Source organism: Corynebacterium sp. H128 (assembly GCF_037482625.1).
GTDB lineage: Bacteria > Actinomycetota > Actinomycetes > Mycobacteriales > Mycobacteriaceae > Corynebacterium.
On sequence record NZ_JBBHKW010000011.1, the window covers coordinates 1 to 18,236 of the forward strand.

At 57.6% G+C, this 18,236-nt stretch carries 19 protein-coding genes and 2 tRNA genes; 10 read left to right on the forward strand and 11 right to left on the reverse strand.

All coding sequences use genetic code 11. From position 1 onward, the window contains the following. Positions 1-92: IS3 family transposase (locus tag WG915_RS09865; protein WP_339564728.1), on the forward strand; the 92-nt coding region annotated here is incomplete at its 5' end. A gap of 67 nt (positions 93-159) precedes the next feature. On the opposite strand, the gene WG915_RS09870 is transcribed toward WG915_RS09865, so the two are convergent. Further along, positions 160-1,110: an alpha/beta fold hydrolase gene (locus WG915_RS09870; RefSeq protein WP_339565215.1), complete on the reverse strand. Its 951-nt coding sequence runs from the start codon at positions 1,108-1,110 to the stop codon at positions 160-162. A gap of 61 nt (positions 1,111-1,171) precedes the next feature. Here WG915_RS09870 and WG915_RS09875 point away from each other — a divergent pair, with 61 nt between their 5' ends. Beyond that, entirely contained in the window at positions 1,172-1,432 is a 261-nt protein-coding gene (locus WG915_RS09875; RefSeq protein ID WP_339565216.1) for an acyl carrier protein, read from the forward strand. Here the strand turns inward: WG915_RS09875 and WG915_RS09880 are convergent. The 4 genes from WG915_RS09880 to WG915_RS09895 all read right to left on the reverse strand — a co-directional run bounded on the left by WG915_RS09880 (position 1,429) and on the right by WG915_RS09895 (position 4,253). Then, entirely contained in the window at positions 1,429-1,749 is a 321-nt protein-coding gene (locus tag WG915_RS09880) for a hypothetical protein (protein ID WP_339565217.1), read from the reverse strand. The two genes, WG915_RS09875 and WG915_RS09880, sit on opposite strands and share 4 nt — an antisense overlap. Before the next feature lie 183 nt (positions 1,750-1,932). Continuing rightward, a complete protein-coding gene (locus WG915_RS09885; protein ID WP_339565218.1) occupies positions 1,933-2,730 on the reverse strand; it encodes a serine hydrolase domain-containing protein in 798 nt (265 codons plus the stop codon). 11 nt (positions 2,731-2,741) lie between these two features. Next, positions 2,742-4,016, reverse strand: coding sequence for a dicarboxylate/amino acid:cation symporter (locus WG915_RS09890; protein WP_339565219.1), 1,275 nt, complete (start codon positions 4,014-4,016; stop codon positions 2,742-2,744). Positions 4,017-4,176: 160 nt separating this feature from the next. After that, positions 4,177-4,253, reverse strand: a tRNA-Ile gene (locus WG915_RS09895). A 164-nt stretch (positions 4,254-4,417) separates the two neighbouring features. On the opposite strand from WG915_RS09895, the gene WG915_RS09900 reads away from it, so the two are divergent. From WG915_RS09900 to WG915_RS09910, 3 genes are all read left to right on the forward strand, one after another. After that, positions 4,418-4,490, forward strand: a tRNA-Asn gene (locus WG915_RS09900). Between the two features lie 269 nt (positions 4,491-4,759). Continuing rightward, positions 4,760-7,075, forward strand: a complete 2,316-nt coding sequence (locus tag WG915_RS09905; RefSeq protein WP_339565220.1) for a nitric-oxide reductase large subunit — start codon at positions 4,760-4,762, stop codon at positions 7,073-7,075. Between the two features lie 167 nt (positions 7,076-7,242). Continuing rightward, complete coding sequence (locus WG915_RS09910; protein ID WP_339565221.1) at positions 7,243-7,485, forward strand: hypothetical protein; 243 nt, start codon at positions 7,243-7,245, stop codon at positions 7,483-7,485. Between the two features lie 15 nt (positions 7,486-7,500). Here the strand turns inward: WG915_RS09910 and dnaG are convergent, their stop codons facing one another. Further along, positions 7,501-9,387 carry a DNA primase gene (dnaG, locus tag WG915_RS09915; protein WP_339565222.1) on the reverse strand — a complete coding sequence of 629 codons (1,887 nt, stop codon included), beginning with the start codon at positions 9,385-9,387 and terminating at the stop codon, positions 7,501-7,503. A 38-nt stretch (positions 9,388-9,425) separates the two neighbouring features. On the opposite strand from dnaG, the gene WG915_RS09920 reads away from it, so the two are divergent. Continuing rightward, positions 9,426-9,926, forward strand: a complete 501-nt coding sequence (locus WG915_RS09920; protein WP_339565223.1) for a ribonuclease domain-containing protein — start codon at positions 9,426-9,428, stop codon at positions 9,924-9,926. Further along, positions 9,916-10,158 carry a hypothetical protein gene (locus WG915_RS09925; RefSeq protein ID WP_339565224.1) on the forward strand — a complete coding sequence of 81 codons (243 nt, stop codon included), beginning with the start codon at positions 9,916-9,918 and terminating at the stop codon, positions 10,156-10,158. The genes WG915_RS09920 and WG915_RS09925 overlap by 11 nt, the downstream gene beginning before the upstream one ends. A 113-nt stretch (positions 10,159-10,271) precedes the next feature. Here WG915_RS09925 and WG915_RS09930 read toward each other — a convergent pair whose 3' ends face one another. Beyond that, the gene (locus WG915_RS09930; RefSeq protein ID WP_339565225.1) at positions 10,272-11,528 is read right to left on the reverse strand and encodes a deoxyguanosinetriphosphate triphosphohydrolase; all 1,257 of its coding nucleotides are present in this window, start codon (positions 11,526-11,528) and stop codon (positions 10,272-10,274) included. Positions 11,529-11,628: 100 nt separating this feature from the next. Here WG915_RS09930 and WG915_RS09935 point away from each other — a divergent pair, with 100 nt between their 5' ends. Then, complete coding sequence (locus tag WG915_RS09935) at positions 11,629-13,644, forward strand: TPM domain-containing protein (protein WP_339565226.1); 2,016 nt, start codon at positions 11,629-11,631, stop codon at positions 13,642-13,644. Here the strand turns inward: WG915_RS09935 and WG915_RS09940 are convergent. Genes WG915_RS09940 through WG915_RS09950 form a run of 3 tightly spaced genes read right to left on the reverse strand, consistent with a single transcriptional unit; the run spans position 13,641 to position 15,999 of the window. Further along, entirely contained in the window at positions 13,641-14,090 is a 450-nt protein-coding gene (locus tag WG915_RS09940) for a hypothetical protein (RefSeq protein ID WP_339565227.1), read from the reverse strand. The two genes, WG915_RS09935 and WG915_RS09940, sit on opposite strands and share 4 nt — an antisense overlap. A 12-nt stretch (positions 14,091-14,102) precedes the next feature. Next, positions 14,103-14,615, reverse strand: a complete 513-nt coding sequence (locus tag WG915_RS09945; RefSeq protein ID WP_339565228.1) for a hypothetical protein — start codon at positions 14,613-14,615, stop codon at positions 14,103-14,105. A gap of 4 nt (positions 14,616-14,619) precedes the next feature. Then, positions 14,620-15,999: a glycine--tRNA ligase gene (locus WG915_RS09950; RefSeq protein WP_339565229.1), complete on the reverse strand. Its 1,380-nt coding sequence runs from the start codon at positions 15,997-15,999 to the stop codon at positions 14,620-14,622. 289 nt (positions 16,000-16,288) lie between these two features. Between WG915_RS09950 and WG915_RS09955 the strand changes: the two genes are divergently transcribed. Beyond that, positions 16,289-16,615 carry an ArsR/SmtB family transcription factor gene (locus tag WG915_RS09955; protein ID WP_339565230.1) on the forward strand — a complete coding sequence of 109 codons (327 nt, stop codon included), beginning with the start codon at positions 16,289-16,291 and terminating at the stop codon, positions 16,613-16,615. Positions 16,616-16,669: 54 nt separating this feature from the next. After that, entirely contained in the window at positions 16,670-17,098 is a 429-nt protein-coding gene (locus WG915_RS09960; RefSeq protein WP_339565231.1) for a Fur family transcriptional regulator, read from the forward strand. Between the two features lie 72 nt (positions 17,099-17,170). On the opposite strand, the gene WG915_RS09965 is transcribed toward WG915_RS09960, so the two are convergent. After that, positions 17,171-18,235, reverse strand: a complete 1,065-nt coding sequence (locus WG915_RS09965) for a VIT1/CCC1 transporter family protein (protein ID WP_339565232.1) — start codon at positions 18,233-18,235, stop codon at positions 17,171-17,173. Position 18,236: the final 1 nt, after the last annotated feature.

The following is an 18,236-nucleotide window of genomic DNA, read 5'->3' on the forward strand; positions in this document are numbered from 1 at the left end:
ACTGGTACAACCACGAACGACTCCAGAAACGACTCAAGGGTCTGACTCCGATGCACTACCGGAACCAGACCCTTGAACCCCTAACCGCCTAGAATTAAACCAGTCCAACTTTCGGGGGCCAGTTCAAAAGCTGCCTCCGCGGGTGGTTTTCTTTAGCTTTTAGGCCAGGATCTCGTCCAGGGCCTGGTTGACCAGCTCGGGATCCTCCAAGATGAGCATGTGCCCGCAGCGATCCGTGCTGCGTAGTTCCGCTCGTGTCCATAGCTCCATGATCCGATTGCTTTGGGAAAGCGGTGTCACATGGTCATCATCGCCGACCAACACGAATCCAGGGATTGTGCTGAGGCGCTCCGCAGCACCCACCTCGGAATTTGTTTCCAGGTCATCGAAGTACCCCACGAAGGTAGCAAGTGGGGTCTCCTTGATCATGTCTGCGTGGAACTTCACTAGGTTGTACGGGGTGCTGAGGCGTTTAAACACGGTCGCTGCCAGAGCTGGAGCAAGTAGGTTAGCAATTTCACCCCGGAATTTATCCACCTCAGCCGGGGTATCCTCCATGGCGTTAAAGACCTTATCTGCCAGCTTGGTGGTCAGCAGGCGTGGCGAGCCTTGCGCGGAGAGAGATTCGATTGAGGTCGCGATCAGTAGCACACCGTGAATCCGCTCATATACCTCTGGTTGGCAACGCCTAATCAAGTTAAGTACCACGTGCCCGCCGAGAGAATGTCCCACCAAAATGATGGGGCCGGTTTTCGCGTAGGCCTCGATGACAGCGAGGACATCGTCCGCTGCGCCGTCGATAGTGCACTGCTCTGGTGGTACTTCCCCTGTCTTGCCGTGCCCGCGCAAGTCCATGAGCACGCTTCTTACCTCAGGATGGTTGTCCAGCAAATGCTTGACCTGCAGGAAGTAGGAGTCAGCAGCGAGTGTGAAGCCGTGTACGAACACCACGGTGGCTCGCGGATGCTCTGGTCCCGCCACATAGCTGGCCACCTGGGTGCAGCTGACAGGCACGCTGCCGGGTTCGCAGAGTCCCTGCAAACCAGGAACATCAGATTTTGCGGGTATGATGCCACGCGCAAACCGGGCCAAGAACTGGGGCATTGCCATGGGGTACTGCTTTCTATGGGTATTCTTGAGGAATCAATTTCTATGGCTAGAGGAGATCATCATGACCGAATCACAGCAGGATGCACAGAGCATCTTCACCGCGTTTCGAGACATCATCGTTGAAAGCACTGGCTACGATCCAGAAGAAATCACCTTGGACTCCGACATCGCGGGTGAGCTTGCCGTGGACTCCCTCTCTCTTGTGGAAATTTCCGTTCGCGCCGAAGATTCCTTTGGTGTCCACATTGATGACGAAGCCGCCGCCAGTTTCCACACTGTTGGAGACGCTGTAACGTACATTCACAGCAAGCTCGCTTCCTAATCCACGATACTCAAGCGCAGTTCAAATCCCCAGGTTTGACGCAACTGTTCCAAGGCAGTGCCCAAATCTTCGATCTCGTGGGAATGGCCAGTGATCACTTGGCGAGTCCCCACCTTGGCAGGGCTGCTGGCAGAGCGTTCCCAGCGAGTAAACCAATCCACTGTCAGCGGGTCGGCACCTGGAATGTCCAACCCCGGCGGGCTTGGAATACAGTCAACCATGAGCTCTTCCACAACGGGGCGAAGCCGTCGTGGGAGTTCATCAATTGCGAGGACAGCCGTGCATGCGACGGCTTCCCTAGTCATAAAAGTTGTCACGGAGTTAGCCTTCAAGAATGTGGTGCGTAACTCGGCTTCTCCTGCCGAGCCAAGACGAGAACGTCTTCCCCAACGGACTCGATGCGCCTCTTGAACTGCGTTGTGCAACACCTGCATTCTTACGCACCACAAACACCAGCGACAACCCTAAAGTGCCGCTTGACTCCCCCATTTATTGAAGTTTTAGTTCAGGGTTAGCCACAACTTCTCATTGAAATCCGACCACAGGGGCTTGGCCCACTCGCCGAAGACGCGGTTCGTCAACACCACGCATCCCTGGTTTGTCTTCGGATGAATCCACAAGAAAGTCCCCGATTGCCCGAAGTGCCCAGCAATGTCCGCAGGCATTGTAGGCCCCGTCCAATGCGGCGACTTGGACCCCTTGAGTTCAAACCCAAGTCCCCACGGGCAGGGCACTTGGCGACCATACCCAGGGACGATTCCCGATAGTTCCGGGAAGTGCGGGCTCAGGGCGTCGTTAAGCGTAGTGGCGTGAATCAACTTTGGTTCCAACAGCTCTGCAATGAAGACCTGCAGGTCGCGCACCGTAGACTTTGCGCCATGCCCTGCCCACGCTGGCAACACAGTGTTAGTCATCCCGAGCGGCTGAAACACGGCTTCCTCGAGGTACTGGCCAAAGGGCATCTCCGCAAGCTTTTCGACGCCCTCCGCCAGAATCTCAAAACCCGCGGAAGAATAGATACGTCGATCCTCGGGTGCCCGTTCCACTTCATGCTTGGCAAAGGCGACCCCCGAGGCATGCGCCAGCAGATGCTCGACGGTGGCGGGCCACATGGGAGTGTCCAGCTCGAAAATGCCTTCTTCCAAGGCGATGAGAAACCCGTAGGCCGAGAGGAGTTTTGTCACACTGGCCAGCTCAAACACTCGATCAATGTCGCCGAAGGTATCCGAACTGCTGCCTACCATTCCAGCCGCAACGTCATCGACGGGCCAGTGCGCGAGTTCCTCAAAGACGTTCATGATCTAATAGTTTACTGCGCGTGGGCCGCGACGGACGCGAAAATCCCCCGGTCCCAGATTCGCTCCCGCTTTGCGACGACCACCGGCACCAACGCCTGCCCCGTGACGTTTACCGCCGTGCGCCCCATATCCACGATCGGCTCGACTGCAAGCAGCAAGCCCACACCCTCCAAGGGGAGCCCCAAGGTGGACAGCGTCAGAGTCAACATGACCGTCGCACCGGTCGTGCCAGCAGTGGCGGCAGACCCGATGACGGACACGAATGCGATCAGCACATAGTCCGTCACGCTCAGCGGAATTCCATAGAACTGCGAGACAAAGATCGCGGCCACAGCAGGGTAGATCGATGCGCAGCCGTCCATCTTGGTGGTCGCACCGAGCGGCACCGCAAAGGAAGTGTACGAGCGAGGCACACCGAGCCCCTCTTCCGTGACACGCTGGGTAACCGGCATGACCCCCATGGAGGAACGAGTGACAAAACCAAGGCTCGTAACGGGCCATACCTTGCGGAAGAACTGCATAACACCGATCCCATGTAGCTTCAGCACCACCGGGTAGATCACGCCGATCACAATGGCCAAGCCTAGGTAGATGGCAAGCACAAACTTGCCGAGCGAGCCCAACGCATCCCAGCCATAAACAGCCACTGCCTTGCCGATAAGGGCCGCGGTACCAATGGGTGCGAGCCGGATAATCCACCACAAGACCTTCTGCACGATCTCGAGTAATGATGCCGCAAACTCGAGCACGGGCTCCGCCTTCTTACCCACCTGCACAGCAGCGATGCCGAAAGCAATGGAGAGCAGCAACAGTTGCAACACATTGAACCCCGGGGTCGCTGTATCTCCCTTCAGCGAAACAGTCAGCCCCATGATGTTGTTGGGCACTAACCCCTGCAGAAAGGCCCACCACGACCCCACGGTGCTGGGCGCCTGCGCGACGGTGGGATCGATGCTGGAATTCTTGCCAGGATTCACAAGCAATCCCACCCCGATTCCTGCAAGCACGGAAGCGAAAGCCGTAATGGCGAACCAAAGAATCGTTTGCCACGCAAGGCGCGCCGCGTTGGTTACCTCGCGCAAGTTGGCTATCGACGTCACAACCGCCGTAACAATGAGCGGCGGAATGAGCACCTTCAGCAAGCTGACATATGCGCCACCAACTTCTACCAGCCCCGTGGTCAACCAACTCCCCTCCCCCATTTCTCGGGCAATGAAGCCGAGGACGAGGCCGACGAGCAGACCGTAGATAATCTGTGCACCAAAACTGGTGAAACGCTTATTCATGCGTACTTCCCTAGCTCACAATAGACGTATTGGTCTATAAAGTAGATTTTCTATTTTAGTGGAGATTACGCTGCTAGTTACGAATTGGCAAGCGCACATTTAGACCATTCGGTCTATCGTTTCCGGACAAAGAAAAGGACCAGGCTGAAACCTGGTCCTTTGGTGGGGCCACCGGGGCTCGAACCCGGGACCAATGGATTATGAGTCCACGGCTCTAACCGACTGAGCTATAGCCCCAACTTCACAAGAAGCTAGCTCAGTATATCCAGCGGCCACCCACCCATAACAAATTGCCCCCAAACAGCCGTTCTACCTGCCGATTTGATTTGAAACAAGAGCCAGCTATATAGTTATGACTCGTTGCAAGGAACTGGACACAGTAACTAACAACACCAAAGCATTCCTCCATAGCTCAGTTGGCAGAGCATTCGACTGTTAATCGAAGGGTCACTGGTTCGAGCCCAGTTGGAGGAGCAAGAGAAAGGCCCGCTGGCAACAGCGGGCCTTTTTGCGTTCCCACTAAGTGACCCCTAACGCGCCCCACGATCATGATTTCACGATCATGATTTACAGGATCCCCCCCCTATGCCGGATCCCCAAAAATTCAACCCCCACCTTGAAGATCATGGTCGCGAAATCATGATCGCCACGCCTCCCCTCGACCAAATTAAAGATGTATTTGAGATTCATGTTTTAATGGAATGGTTAAAACACTCACCCATTTTTGATTGGAGACACAGGCGATGGCAGTACAAGAAGCCACGCACGCCCCACAGCGAATGTCCCCACGAGACAAGCGATGGTGGACGGCACTAGCCGCGGTCATCATCGCTTCCTTCGTGGTACTGCTGTGGATGGGCCAGCAAATCAACGTCCACAAGCCACCAATCCCTGAAAAGGTCGAGACTTCTCAGGGCGAGGTGCTCGTCACCCACGACCAGATCATCAACGGTAAGCAAGTATGGCAGTCCATCGGCGGCCAGCAGGTCGGCTCGGTTTGGGGCCACGGAGCCTACGTGGCACCCGACTGGACCGCAGACTGGCTCCACCGCGAGGCCACCCACATTCTGGACACGTGGGCGCAGGCCGAAGGCGCCGATAGCTACGATGCTCTGGACGTCGAAAAGCAAGCCGCACTCAAGGCTCGCCTGAAGGCCCTCATGCGCACCAACGGCTACAACGCCGAGACCGGCACCATCGTGCTTTCCGACGCCCGCGTCGAGGCATTCGAGGCGAACAAGCAGTACTACGCTGACCTGTTCACCACCGGGCACGAGAACTACGCCATCCCCAAGGACTCCATCAAGGACGCGGGCGCTGCCCAGGACATGGCGGCCTTCTTCTGGTGGACCAGCTGGGCCGCCTCCACCAACGCTCCAGACAGCGAAGCCACCTACACGCAGAACTGGCCCCACGAACAGTTGATTGACAACGTGCCACCGCCGAGCAACATCCTGTGGAGCATCATCAGCTTCATCCTGCTGCTTGCCGGCATTGGTGGCCTCGTTTGGTACCAAGGCTGGAAGGGAGAAGAAAACGAAACGCCGGATGTCATTCCAGCAGAGGATCCACTGGTCGGTTTCGACCCAACGCCTTCGCAGCGCGCTACGCTCAAGTACTTCTTTGTGGTCGGCTTACTGTTTGTGTTGCAAATCGCCTGTGGCATCATTGCCGCCCACTACGGTGTGGAGGGAGGCGCGCTGTTCGGCGTACCGATTGACAAGATCCTGCCGTACGCGGTGGTTCGAACTTGGCACACCCAGCTTGGCATCTTCTGGATCGCCACCGCATGGCTCGCCACTGGCCTGTACGTTGGCCCCGCAGTTGGCGGCAAGGAACCCAAGTTCCAACGGCTCGGCGTCAACGTCCTCTTCGGGGCCCTCCTCCTCGTTGTCCTAGGATCCATGGCCGGCGAATGGCTCTCCATCATGGGAAAGATGGGCTACGGCAACCCGATTAACTTCTGGCTGGGCACTCAAGGCTACGAATACGTGGATCTCGGTCGCGTATTCCAGATCGGCCTCTTCATTGGCCTCGCACTGTGGTTCATTTTGATGTGGCGCGCCCTGGCACCTGCCATCCGCAAGGCCAAGAACACCCCAGGAAAAATCGCCCCTACGCCGGAAGCCCCATTAGCGGCAGGCACGCAACGTTCCCTGACCGCAATGCTCCTCATGAGCTGTCTAGCAATTGCTGGCTTCTACGGCGCAGCCTTTGGCGTGAATCATGAAACGCACCTGTCCATCGCCGAATACTGGCGCTGGTGGGTCGTACACCTTTGGGTGGAAGGCTTCTTTGAGGTCTTCGCCACTACCGTTATCGCATTCCTCTTCGCCCGAATCGGCCTGGTGCGCCCCGCAGCTGCCACGACGTCGGTGATTGTTTCCACAACAATCTTCCTCTCCGGTGGCATCATCGGCACAGCCCATCACCTGTACTTCTCCGGCGCTCCGGCACACGTCATGGCGCTCGGAGCTGTATTTAGCGCCCTGGAGGTTGTCCCTCTTGCCCTAATCGGTGTGGAAGCCTTCCGCAACCTCAACCTGCTCAAGCTGCAGCCGTGGGTGGCAGGCTACAAGTGGGCGATCTACTTCTTCGTCTCAGTATCCTTCTGGAACATGCTCGGCGCCGGAGTCTTTGGTTTCCTCATCAACCCGCCGATCGCACTGTTCTACGTCCAAGGATTGAACCTCACGCCACTCCATGGTCACACCGCCCTATTCGGCGTATACGGCATGCTCGGGATCGGCCTGATGCTGTTCTGCGTGCGCTCGCTCATGCCCAACGCCCAGTGGGATGACCGGTGGCTGAAGTGGGGCTTTTGGGGGCTCAACGGCGGCCTGCTAGCTATGTCCTTCCTTTCCCTTTTGCCACTTGGTCTGGCGCAGGCATGGGCATCCATCGATACCGGCCTGTGGTACGCACGCAGCGATGCGTTCCTCTATACGCCAGTGTTGACATTCATACGCTGGCTGCGGGTTCCCGGCGATGTCATCTTCGGAATCGGTTCGCTGGCCATCGGCGTCTTCATGGTGAGGTTAGTAACTCACAAGAAATAGCCGATGAAAGCGAGTTAGGAAAAGATCGCCGGGCCTGTGGCGATTTCGATCACGGGCCCGGCGGTTTGTTCCGTCTGGGCCATCGCTAGCCGCATAACGGCAAAACAATCATTATGACGCTAAAGTAGAGATCTACCGTCGTCGAGCAAAGAGGTGCGATAACCCCCATGATCCAATTAGTTGTTGGTGCAGCCGCTGGCTATGTCCTCGGAACTAAGGCTGGTCGCCGACGCTTCGAGCAGATCAAGAAGGGCTACGATCTAGCCGTGAACTCCCCAGCCTCTCAAGCTGCAATGAAGGCCACCCGCCGCGCCATCGCAAACAAACTTGACCCCGAGCCACGCATGAAAGAGGTCAAGAATTTGCGTCGCGACGACGGCAGCCAAGTGCTCGAACCTGACCACGATTAACCCCACGATTTCGAGCTACTTAAACGCCCTGCGCAGCAGCTCTTTACGTGCCTGTTCCAGCGCCAGTAGATCAGCGAAGAGTGAGTTATAGGCTTCCTCATCGTCTGAGGGGCGCATGCGTTGCAGCTGCCCCTTGAGTTGCGCAATCTGATTACCGACGCGGACTTCTTGCAGCCTAGAAAGAACGCTGTCGGTATAGGCTTCGAGCTGTTCTTCCTCCACATTGATCGGCTCAACTGCTAGCTCGGTGAGCAGGGAGCGCAGCAGTAGATCAAGATGCTCGCCCACCGTTGGGAGCCATTCCCTTCCCAGCTCGAGCCCAGCAGCGGCTCCCCCCGCGGCAACAATCGCTGCGTTGATTTCGCGATACGCCTCGTTACGGAAAGAACTCTCAGACAGCCCATCGAAGTAGTCCCCAGCGTAGGCCGGATACTGCAACGCCAGCTTCAGTGATTCACGCTCTGGCCACAGCGAAGGATCTCGCGGGTTCGGTAATGGCCGAGCCGGTTCAGGTGCCACAGCGGCCGGCATATCGCGGCGCATCCGGCGCAGCTCTTTTTTGGGTTTCGGGTTAGAAACCGCATCGCGCACTTGCCGAACCACATCCATTGGTTCTGCCCATCCCACCCAGCCTGCTAGTTGTCGGGCATATTCATTGCGCAGGGTCTCGTCGCGAATGTCCGCGACCACGGGAACCGCACGGCGCAGCGCTTGGAGTCGGCCTTCCACCGTGTCGAGAGCAAATTCAGCGATGATCGCGCGCAGCACAAACTCGAACATTGGGATCCGCGACGCCACCAGTTCCCGCACTGCGGCTTCTCCCCGTGCAAGTCGGAGGTCGCAAGGATCCATGCCCTCTGGCGCAACGGCAACGAAAGACTGCCCGGTGAACTGCTGATCGCCTTCGAAGGCACGCATGGCGGCCTTTTGCCCTGCCTCGTCACCATCGAAGGTGTAAATCAACTCTCCGCGGAAGTAATTGTCATCGAGCATCAGTCGACGCAGCATCTGGAGGTGCTCCTCGCCGAAAGCGGTGCCACAGGAGGCCACCGCAGTGGTGATGCCAGCCGCGTGCATTGCCATCACATCGGTATAGCCTTCCACGACAACGGCCTGGTGCCTGGCGGCAATCTGCTTCTTGGCGAGGTCAAGACCAAAGAGCACCTTGGACTTGTTGTACAGCAAGGTGTCCTTGGTGTTCATGTACTTGCCGAGGTTATCGTCGTCGAAAAGCTTGCGAGCTCCGAAGCCGATCACATCACCGGCCAGGTTCTTGATCGGCCACAGCAGCCTCCGGTGGAACTGGTCAATCGGCCCGCGTCGCCCCATTTTGGACAGCCCCGCAGCCTCAAGTTCCTCAAAGGTAAAACCCTTGCGGAGCATGTGTTTGGTCATGGTGTCCCAGCCGGCCGGCGCATATCCGCAGCCGAACTGATGCGCATGCTCTGCCGCAAAACCACGCTGCGCCAGGAATTCACGTGCTGGTGCCGCTTCTGGTGTTTCCAGCTGGGTCCGGTAAAACTCGTGGGCGTGACGGTTCGCCAAGACCAAGCGCTGGCGAGTGCCCGGCTCTTCTCGACGTCCCGGACCGCCGCCCTCGTAGTTGATGTGATACCCGATCTTGTCAGCGCAAATTTCCACCGCCTCGGGAAAGGTAATGTGCTCCATCTTCATCAGGAATGAGAACACGTCACCGCCCTCCCCCGAAGAGAAGCAGTGGAAGTAACCACGGTTTGGGCGCACGTGGAAAGACGGAGTTTTCTCATCCTTGAAAGGTGATAGCCCCTTCAGAGAATCTGCCCCGGCAGGTTTGAGCTGCACGTATTCCCCAACGATTTCCTCGATAGGTGTGCGTTCGCGGATAGCTTGAATGTCGCTCTCCGGGATCCTGCCTTTAGCCATGCTTACTACCATAGTGGGTTCATGAGAAGATGATCCTCATGGCATCTAAACCCAAAGCACTAGCGGGCATCGGCGGCGCGCTCGTCGTCCTAGCTGCCGCGTTCTTCGGACTTGATCTCGGCGACGGCGGTGGCACGAAATCTGCCACACAACCCACCGCCACCCACACTGCAAAGGCTTCCCAAGCTCCAAAGCCTGCAGCCCCGAAAACTCCGGCTAAGAAGGCAGCCTCGGAAACAGCGGGCCAATGCCCCGTGGATACGCTGCCGGACCAGGTTGACCCCGTCATTGAGGGCATTGTGGCCGGCAAGCAACCGAAGTATCCGGACAATGACGGCGTCCGATTCGGAAACTACGAAGGCGTCCTTCCCAGACAAGACCGCAATTATTACCGTGAGTACACGGTGGACACCCCAGGCCTGAATCACCGCGGCGAACGCCGCATCATCACCGGCGGCGGCAGCAAAACCGACCCCGATGTGTGGTACTACACCGACAACCACTACGAGAGTTTCTGTGAGATCCCCGATGCCGAATAAGACATTGCTTATCGACGCCCGCCCGGCCACCAACCTCGCAGAGCTCTACGCGGCCCTCGCTGCAGGTATTAATTACCACCCGATCCCGCGAAACTTGGACGGTTTAGCTGATCTGCTGCGCGAAGCACGGTTGAATTGCCTAGTTCTCAGCCAATGTCGCCTGAGCATTGCAGACTATAAGAAGCTTGCCGATGTGTGCCAAGATCTCGGGATACGCGTGGCCACTGGCTAGGCCAGCTGCCTGCCTCCCCTGCGAACCCCTTTTGGCGAACTTCCCAGGTCAACACTAATGAACATCACTGACATCCAGGGAACCTCGGCAAAAGGGGTTCGCGCAGCCCCACGTTAACCAAAGAAGCCCGACACCCCAGAGCTGAACTTTGCTACCCGCTCCAGCCTGGTCTCAGTCATCGAGGCAATCTGGTCAATGATCACTCGCTGCCGTGCGGCATCGGTATCAGCTGCCTGGAACCATGACCGGAACATCGGATCCAGGGTTCCCGGTGCACCGAGCACCAGGTAGTCATAGACACGGCTGATGCGTTCACGCTGCCGATCCTGGCGGGCGATATGCCCAGGATCATCCATCACATAGAGCACCGCAAGAGTCTTGAGCAGCTGCACTTCTGCCGCCGCGGTGTCTGGAACAACCAGATCACCATGTTGCCGGCCAATCAATTCATTTGCGGCACGCGTAGCGGAGATGGTTACGCCAACATAGCGTCCCACCAGCTCAGAGGTCATCGCTTTCAATGCCACCAGGGAGGACAGCGAGCCGTCGTATTCGGAAGCCTGGGAGATCACGGGGAGCTGACGGAGTCGGTCGGCGGCGTCGATAAGCGCCTCCGGTTCACCGCCGAAGGCACGAGCACCTTTCTCAGCGAGCGCGGCTAACTCGACCAGATCCCACAGCACCGATAAGGAGATCCGTCCCGCAACGATGCCGTCTTCCACGTCATGCACCGAATAGGCGATGTCATCCGACCAGTCCATCACCTGTGCTTCCATCGGCTTGCGCAGGTCTGAATGGCCAGCGCGCAGCCAGACCAACAGCTCCCGATCATCGTCGTAGGCACCATACTTGCGAGGGTTCTTCGCCCGTGTCCAGGGATACTTGCATGCGGCATCCAATGAAGCCCGAGTGAGGTTAAGACCATGGGACACCTCCCCCACCAGGACCTTTGGTTCTAGTCGGGAAAGAATCCGCAGCGTTTGAGCGTTACCTTCAAAGCCCCCGCACTGGTTAGCCAGCGCGTTCAATGCCACTTCTCCGTTATGCCCATAAGGCGGGTGTCCAATGTCATGAGATAGCGCAGCGAGTTCACACAGGTCTTGGTCGAGGCCGAGTCCGCCCCCGATCCCCCGCGAGATTTGAGCCACTTCTAGGGAATGCGTGAGCCGAGTGCGTGGCGTATCGCCGTCGCGCGGGCCGACCACCTGGGTTTTGTCTGCCAGCCGTCGCAAAGCGGCAGAGTGCAGCACCCGGGCGCGATCGCGCGAGAACGCACCCCGATGCTCTGGCTCAGCGCCTGCCATTGCACTTCCCTTGGGCGCTTCTGCATGCCGCCTTTCGACGTCCGCAGCTGTGTATTCAAACTGCACTGGAGTTCCCCTTTCTACGCCCAATCTTGCCCCACTCTTTAGCCAAAACCGGCCACACCCCGCCGTCAAGCACCGAAAACGTCCAGTATCCTTGAATGCTATGAGCGGTCTTCGGAAATTCAGCGCACTATCCCTATGCACCTTCGGCATTGGTCTGGGAGGCCTCAGCCCCGCCTTCGCCATGGCACCGACCACTGGGGACACCGTATTGGCGCAAGCCCCAACCCAGTATTCCAAGACCATCACAGACAACGCCGATGTGCTCACGCCGGAGCAAGAAGCGCAGCTTGAAGAGCAGATTAAGCAAGTCCAGAAGGACACCCAGAAGAAGGTGTATGTTGTCTTCAACAAGGATTTTGGGGGCAAGTCCGGTGAAGATTGGGCGAAACAGGCCCGCCAGTTGAATCAGGGGCAAAACGTGGTCGTTTTCGCCGTCTCACCTGCCACCAACGACTACGGGATCTCTTTCGGCAACGCGTTCAGCAGCACAGACCAACAGCGCATTGAAAAGGCAGCCTACGACAAGTTGGTCGATCGTGACTTCTATGGCGCCGCTGAGAACTTTGTCATCGCGGTGTCCGGCAAGGGTAGTTCCGGATCGGGTGGCGCCGCGATGGACGGTGAATCGCTTGGTTGGCTCGGTGGCGGCGCCGCAGCCGTCGGTGCGCTCGGAGTGGGCGCTTATGCCATGAGCAAGCGGAACAAGAAGAAGTCCAACAGCACCATGGTGGCAGATGCCCGCAGTATCGATCCCAAGGACCTCGGCGCGTTGAACGCATTACCAACTGAGATTCTGGATGAGCGCGCCCGGGAAGAGCTCGTTTCCACCGATGAGTCCATCCGCCGTGGCCGGGAAGAACTCGACATTGCTATCGCCGAGTTCGGGGCGGAACGCGCTCGTAATTTCACCAAGGCGATGAATCAATCTACTACCACCTTGCAGCGTGCTTTTGGTCTCCAGCAACGCCTCGACGATTCCATCCCGGAATCCGAAACCGAACGTCGCGCCATGCTCATAGACATCATCTCCTCATGCGGCCAAGCCGACCAAGCTTTGGACAAGGAAGCCGCCGACTTTGCGGAAATGCGCAATCTGCTCATCAACGCCGATACCCGAGTAGATGAACTCACCCGCACCACCATCGACCTACGCACCCGCATGCCTAAGGTTGAGGAGACGCTCAGCGGGTTGCAAAGCCGATATGAGTCCTCGGTGATAGCAAACCTCGCGGATAACCCTGCCCTGGCTGCTGCTGCACTCAGCGAGGCCGAGGAGTCCTTAGAATCCGCCCGCGGCACCGTCCACCTGCCGGCCGGACAACAAGGACGCCTCATTGAAGACATCCGTCGCGCCGAGAATGCCGTCACCAAAGCCGATCAGCTGCTGGCAGGCATCGAGCATGCCGAGGAGAACATCGCCGTCGCCCGCGACAAGTACCCGGCCCTCGTCTCCGAGGTACAGGTTGAGATCCAGGAGGCAGCCCAGCTCGAGCAGCAGGCAGCCAGCCAAGGAATCCAGGCTGATTGGTCCGCTTTGAACAGTGCAGTCAATGACGCGAAACGTGTCCTTTCCGAGACTCAGGGCAGCTACGAAAGCAATCCCCTCGACGCCTATGACCAGCTAGTAACCGCAGACTCTCACCTTGACGAGCAGCTGGATAAGGTGCGGGCATCCGCCGCGGATCAGGCCCGCACCTTGCAGGTTTTCGACAACACGATGCGCACCGCTCAGAGCTCGATTCAGGCCGCCGAGGACCTCATCGCCACCCGTGGCCGGGTAGTGCGAGCACAGGCGCGTACGCAGCTTGCCGACGCCAAAAACCTCTTTGCCCAAGCCCTAAACATTCGCACGAGCAATACTCGCCAAGGCATCGATTTCGCGCGCCAATCTCTCACCGCAGCGCAGCGAGCCGCCAAATCCGCGCAGCATGATATCGATGATTACCGTCGCCGCAATTCCGGCGGTGGCTCCAACATGGGTGGCATCGTCACAGGAATGCTCATCAATGAGATGCTCAGCGGCGGTAGCCGGGGTGGCTTCGGCGGTGGCTTCGGCGGCGGTTTTGGTGGCGGCTTCGGTGGCGGCGGTGGCGGCTTTACCGGCGGCAAGTTCTAGTAGCGTGGCCTGCGCACTGGTGAGTCCACCAAGACGCAGGCCCAGCTAAGAAAAATTGCGTGTAGGTCCGGGAGCTGGTTTGCCAGCTCGGTGCCTACTAGTTCCACGCGTCCACTGATCATCGGGCGAATATAAGCCAGTACGCCCGAAGTAGCCCGAACTGCGCGTTCTTTGCGCCACACGGTAGTGCGCTCCAGCACATAGAATGTCTCACCACAGGTGGCCACGAGTTTTCCAACAGTAAAGCCGCGCTGGTTAACGGTAAATACCTCACCATTGGACGTAGTTGCCCTGGCCCGAAAGTGCATCGGGCCAGGGGTGGATTCAATGAGGAGACGTTCGCCTTCGGTGTCGATGACGTCGGATCGCACCATCGCCAGTAAGTGACCGTTCGAATTGTGTAATTCGTTCCCGGTCCATGTCCAGCGCGGTAGCGAATCCGTCATCGCGTCAAATCCTTAGTTGAAGAACAGAAATAGCACCAACGGAGTCAGGATAAGCAATACTAGCGTCAATATCCATGTCAAACCGACAAGTCGCTGCTCAAGCGCGATGCGCGAGAGCCAAGCGAGGTACACCTGTTCAGCTTTGTCCAGTGCTACCTCTGGTTCGAACTCAACAGCAACGTTTCGGACACCGTTGTTAGCCCCAGAGAACTGGCCGAGCTTGGTGTCATTTTCGTCGATGATCCAGTCCGACTTCTGCTCATTGATGAAGTCAATGCTGCGCTCTCCGATGGTGGCAACGAAGCGCTTCGACTTTTTGAAACCCTTCGGTGCCTGCGCGACCCATTCGACGCTGCCATCAGTAGCGCGAGCTTCATCACTGGAAAGCTCGTAAGTCCACTGCTTTCCAGCGACCTCAGCAGTTTCCTTATTCTCGTCGACGATCTCGAATTCTGCGAGCAGCTGATCGCCTGCGCTCAGCTGAATTCGATGATCGTGACGCTTGCCCCACTGCACAGTGCTCATAGGGTTAGCAACCTACCAGACGCTGCGCTAGGTAGCCTTCGAGTTCTGCCACGGGTACGCGCTCTTGGCTCATCGTATCCCGCTCACGGACCGTCACTGCATTGTCCTCGAGGGTGTCAAAGTCCACGGTGACGCAGAACGGGGTACCGATTTCGTCTTGGCGGCGGTAACGACGCCCAATGGCACCGGAAGTGTCATAGTCGATGTTCCACAGTCCACGCAGCTTAGCGGCGATCTCCTCCGCTGGGCGGGCAAGCTCTTCCTTCTTGGACAGTGGCAGGACGGCCACCTTGATTGGGGAGAGACGACGATCCAGCTTGAGTACAACTCGCTTATCTACTCCACCCTTGGAGTTCGGTGCCTCATCCTCGGTGTAGGAGTCGACCAAGAATGCCATTAGGGAACGGGTCAAGCCAAAGGACGGCTCGATGACATAAGGGTGGTACTTCTCACCAGTGACCTGGTCAAAGTATTTCATGTCATCGGTAGAGTGCTCGGTGTGCTGTGAGAGGTCGTAGTCGGTACGATTTGCGACGCCCATCAGCTCGCCCCACGGGTTGCCGCTGAAGCCAAACTTGTACTCGAAGTCGATGGTGCGATCTGAGTAGTGAGCACGCTCATCGGCAGGAACATCGAACTGGCGCAGGTTTTCTTCCTTGATGCCCAGATCAGTGAACCAATTCCAGCAAGCAGTGACCCACTCGTCAAACTTAGCCTCTACCTCGGATGGGTGAACAAAGTACTCGATCTCCATCTGTTCGAACTCACGGGTACGGAAGATGAAGTTGCCCGGGGTGATCTCATTACGGAAAGCCTTGCCCATCTGGCCAATACCGAATGGCGGCTTCATACGCGCGGTGGTGGCAACATTCTTGAAGTTAATGAAGATGCCTTGCGCGGTCTCTGGCCGCAGGTAATGCAGGCCTTCCTTGTCATCGACAGCGCCGAGATACGTCTTCATCAGACCAGAAAACATCTTTGGCTCAGTCCAGTTGCCCGGCTGTCCCGTCTCTGGGTCCTTAATATCCGCCAGGCCGTTAGCTGGTGGGTGGCCATGCTTAGCCTCATACGCTTCAATGAGGTGGTCAGCGCGGTAACGCTTGTGCGTATGCAGAGATTCCACCAGGGGGTCAGTAAAGGTAGCAACGTGTCCGGAGGCTTCCCAGACTTGGCGTGGCAGGATGATAGAGGAATCGAGTCCGACGACGTCGTCACGCCCCTGCACGAAGGTGCGCCACCACTGACGCTTGATGTTTTCCTTCAACTCCACGCCGAGCGGACCATAATCCCAAGCGGAACGGGTACCGCCATAGATCTCGCCACATGGGTAGACCAGACCGCGACGTTTCGCGAGGCTAACTACGGAATCGATTACTGAAGCCACGACACTCCTTGAGTGGTTTACTGCTGCAGTTCATCCCCCACAATCCGTCGGTACGCCTAATTCCGGAGTGAACCGGCGACACACGATGACTGGGCGGCTACAGCTAAATAAGGTTGGACTCGACTGGCTGCCGAGCTTTACTTGTCCTTTCAGTGTATCCAAGTGTGCGCAATCTCCCTTAACTACCCCTTGACCTGCGATTCTAATGTGGGCTTTACTTGGAATTATAAGCACTTTCTTGCTCATTACTGCGGGCCAGGAAGTGAGCCTTACCAAGGAGTGAGCAAAATTGAAAACGCAGGCACCAGACCCCGTAGTGGCCCAGCGAGATTATGCCAGTGCTGAGCTATTGATCCGCGCTTTAGATTCGCAGCTGCGAATGAAAATCCTGTATCTGCTCCAGGCTTCCCCACGCTGTGTGCATGAATTGGTGAGTGAGTTGGAGTCCAGTCAGCCCCTGATCAGTCAGCATCTCAAGGTCCTGCGCACAACGGGGTTAGCTACTGCTGAACGCCGAGGAAGAGAGATGTATTACTCCCTATCCAGCATCAATGTCATGCCAATCTTGGATTCCATTTTCGAATTGGGGGTACACGTCAACTACCGCAAGTTGTAGACGTGGTAACTTAATAGTGAAAAATAACGGTTTTTGTCCGGAAGGCAGCCACTTATGACCACGCGTAGCGAGTCCCCCATCCCGAAATTGGGCCAACGTAGTACTAGACAACGCGCTGCCGTTATCGAGGTTCTCCGTGACATCGATACATTCTCATCCGCTAAGTCTATCCACCAGGCTCTCACCAAGAGGAACCTGAAGGTTGGCCTCACCACCGTCTACCGCACTCTGCAGTCCCTCGCGGATATCGACGCCGTAGATGTCCTGCACATGGCTACCGGTGAAACCTTGTACCGCCACTGCGAATCCGAGCATCACCACCATCACTTGGTGTGCACTGAGTGCGGGAACACTGTGGAAATTGCAGGCGATGCCGTTGAGACATGGGCAGAGCGCGTTGCAAAGGAAAACGGCTACCAACTCGTCGGTCATACCGCAGAAGTCTTTGGCCTCTGCCGCAAGTGCGCCGGAAAGGCCTCCTAGCCTTCTCGCACGACTTAACCCGTTGCACGGATGAAAACTTGCAGCCCTGCAACGGGAACTAATTGCTGCGGTCTAGGCTACTGAGACTCCGAAAAGCCAGCCCAAACCATAGGTAATTGCGGCAGCGCCCAGCCCGATCGCCACCTGGCGCAGCGCCCGTGCCAACGGCGAGGCACCCGAGAGCACTCCCACCACGCCGCCGGTGAGCATCAGCGCAAGGCCGACAAGCACGCATGCGATCAGTGCTGCCACAGTGGTTGAAAGACCAAGAAGGAATGGCACAATCGGGATAAGTGCGCCAGAGGCGAAAAACAAGAAGGAAGAAATCGCCGCAGCAGCGCCACTGCCCACCACCTCATTACTTCCCAAATTACCTTCCCACGCTGAGGCCGCCGAAGGGTGATTAAAAGAGCGAATCACCACGGCAGCCTTGTCTGCGGCCTCCGCAGGACTCAATCCGCGCGCACGGTAGACCAATGCCAGCTCATTGGCATCCACATCCAAGGCCGGGATAGCCGTCATCGCTTCGGGATTCGGCTTGGAGGCGTCGAGTAGCTCGCGCTGTGAAGAAACCGAGACGTACTCCCCTGCGCCCATCGACAACGCCCCCGCAAGGAGCCCAGAGATACCGGTGAGCAGCACATAGCTGTTGCTCACCCCGGAACCCACAATGCCGAGCACCAATGCCAAGTTGGAAACCAAGCCATCATTCATGCCGAAGACAGCAGCCCGGAAGTTGCCGGACATTTGCTCCCGCCCCCGCTCCGCTAGACCACGTACCACCTCTGCGTGAATGCGCTCATCGGCAGACATCTGTTCCGTGGCATCAGCATCGGTGGTGTACGGGGTACGGGATTCGGCGGCCTGCATCAACGCAAGGGCGAAAACAGAGCCGAAGTGCCGAGCGAGGAAGCCCTTGATTTTCGTGGCGAGATCCGGGCTGCACTTCTTCTCAGCATGCTCACCCAATAGCCCCATCCAATGGGCCTCGTGCCGGGATTCTGCCTCCGCTAGCGTCAGCAGGATCTCCCGTTCCTCGCCAGCCTTGCGCGCGGCTAGCTGCCGGTACACTGCGGCTTCGGCGCGCTCGTTAGCTAGGTGCTTTTGCCACCTTTTGATCTGAGCTTTGTCGGGCACA

Excerpts from the sequence above, each read along its gene's own strand:
- WG915_RS09885 (WP_339565218.1), bottom strand. The coding sequence starts at position 2,730 with ATGAACGTCTTTGAGGAACTCGCGCACTGGCCCGTCGATGACGTTGCG.
- WG915_RS09870 (WP_339565215.1), bottom strand. The coding sequence starts at position 1,110 with ATGGCAATGCCCCAGTTCTTGGCCCGGTTTGCGCGTGGCATCATACCC.
- WG915_RS09875 (WP_339565216.1), top strand. The coding sequence starts at position 1,172 with ATGACCGAATCACAGCAGGATGCACAGAGCATCTTCACCGCGTTTCGA.
- WG915_RS09905 (WP_339565220.1), top strand. The coding sequence starts at position 4,760 with ATGGCAGTACAAGAAGCCACGCACGCCCCACAGCGAATGTCCCCACGA.
- WG915_RS09945 (WP_339565228.1), bottom strand. The coding sequence starts at position 14,615 with ATGAGCACTGTGCAGTGGGGCAAGCGTCACGATCATCGAATTCAGCTG.
- WG915_RS09920 (WP_339565223.1), top strand. The coding sequence starts at position 9,426 with ATGGCATCTAAACCCAAAGCACTAGCGGGCATCGGCGGCGCGCTCGTC.
- WG915_RS09910 (WP_339565221.1), top strand. The coding sequence starts at position 7,243 with ATGATCCAATTAGTTGTTGGTGCAGCCGCTGGCTATGTCCTCGGAACT.
- WG915_RS09940 (WP_339565227.1), bottom strand. The coding sequence starts at position 14,090 with ATGACGGATTCGCTACCGCGCTGGACATGGACCGGGAACGAATTACAC.
- WG915_RS09935 (WP_339565226.1), top strand. The coding sequence starts at position 11,629 with ATGAGCGGTCTTCGGAAATTCAGCGCACTATCCCTATGCACCTTCGGC.
- WG915_RS09890 (WP_339565219.1), bottom strand. The coding sequence starts at position 4,016 with ATGAATAAGCGTTTCACCAGTTTTGGTGCACAGATTATCTACGGTCTG.
- dnaG (WP_339565222.1), bottom strand. The coding sequence starts at position 9,387 with ATGGCTAAAGGCAGGATCCCGGAGAGCGACATTCAAGCTATCCGCGAA.
- WG915_RS09960 (WP_339565231.1), top strand. The coding sequence starts at position 16,670 with ATGACCACGCGTAGCGAGTCCCCCATCCCGAAATTGGGCCAACGTAGT.
- WG915_RS09925 (WP_339565224.1), top strand. The coding sequence starts at position 9,916 with ATGCCGAATAAGACATTGCTTATCGACGCCCGCCCGGCCACCAACCTC.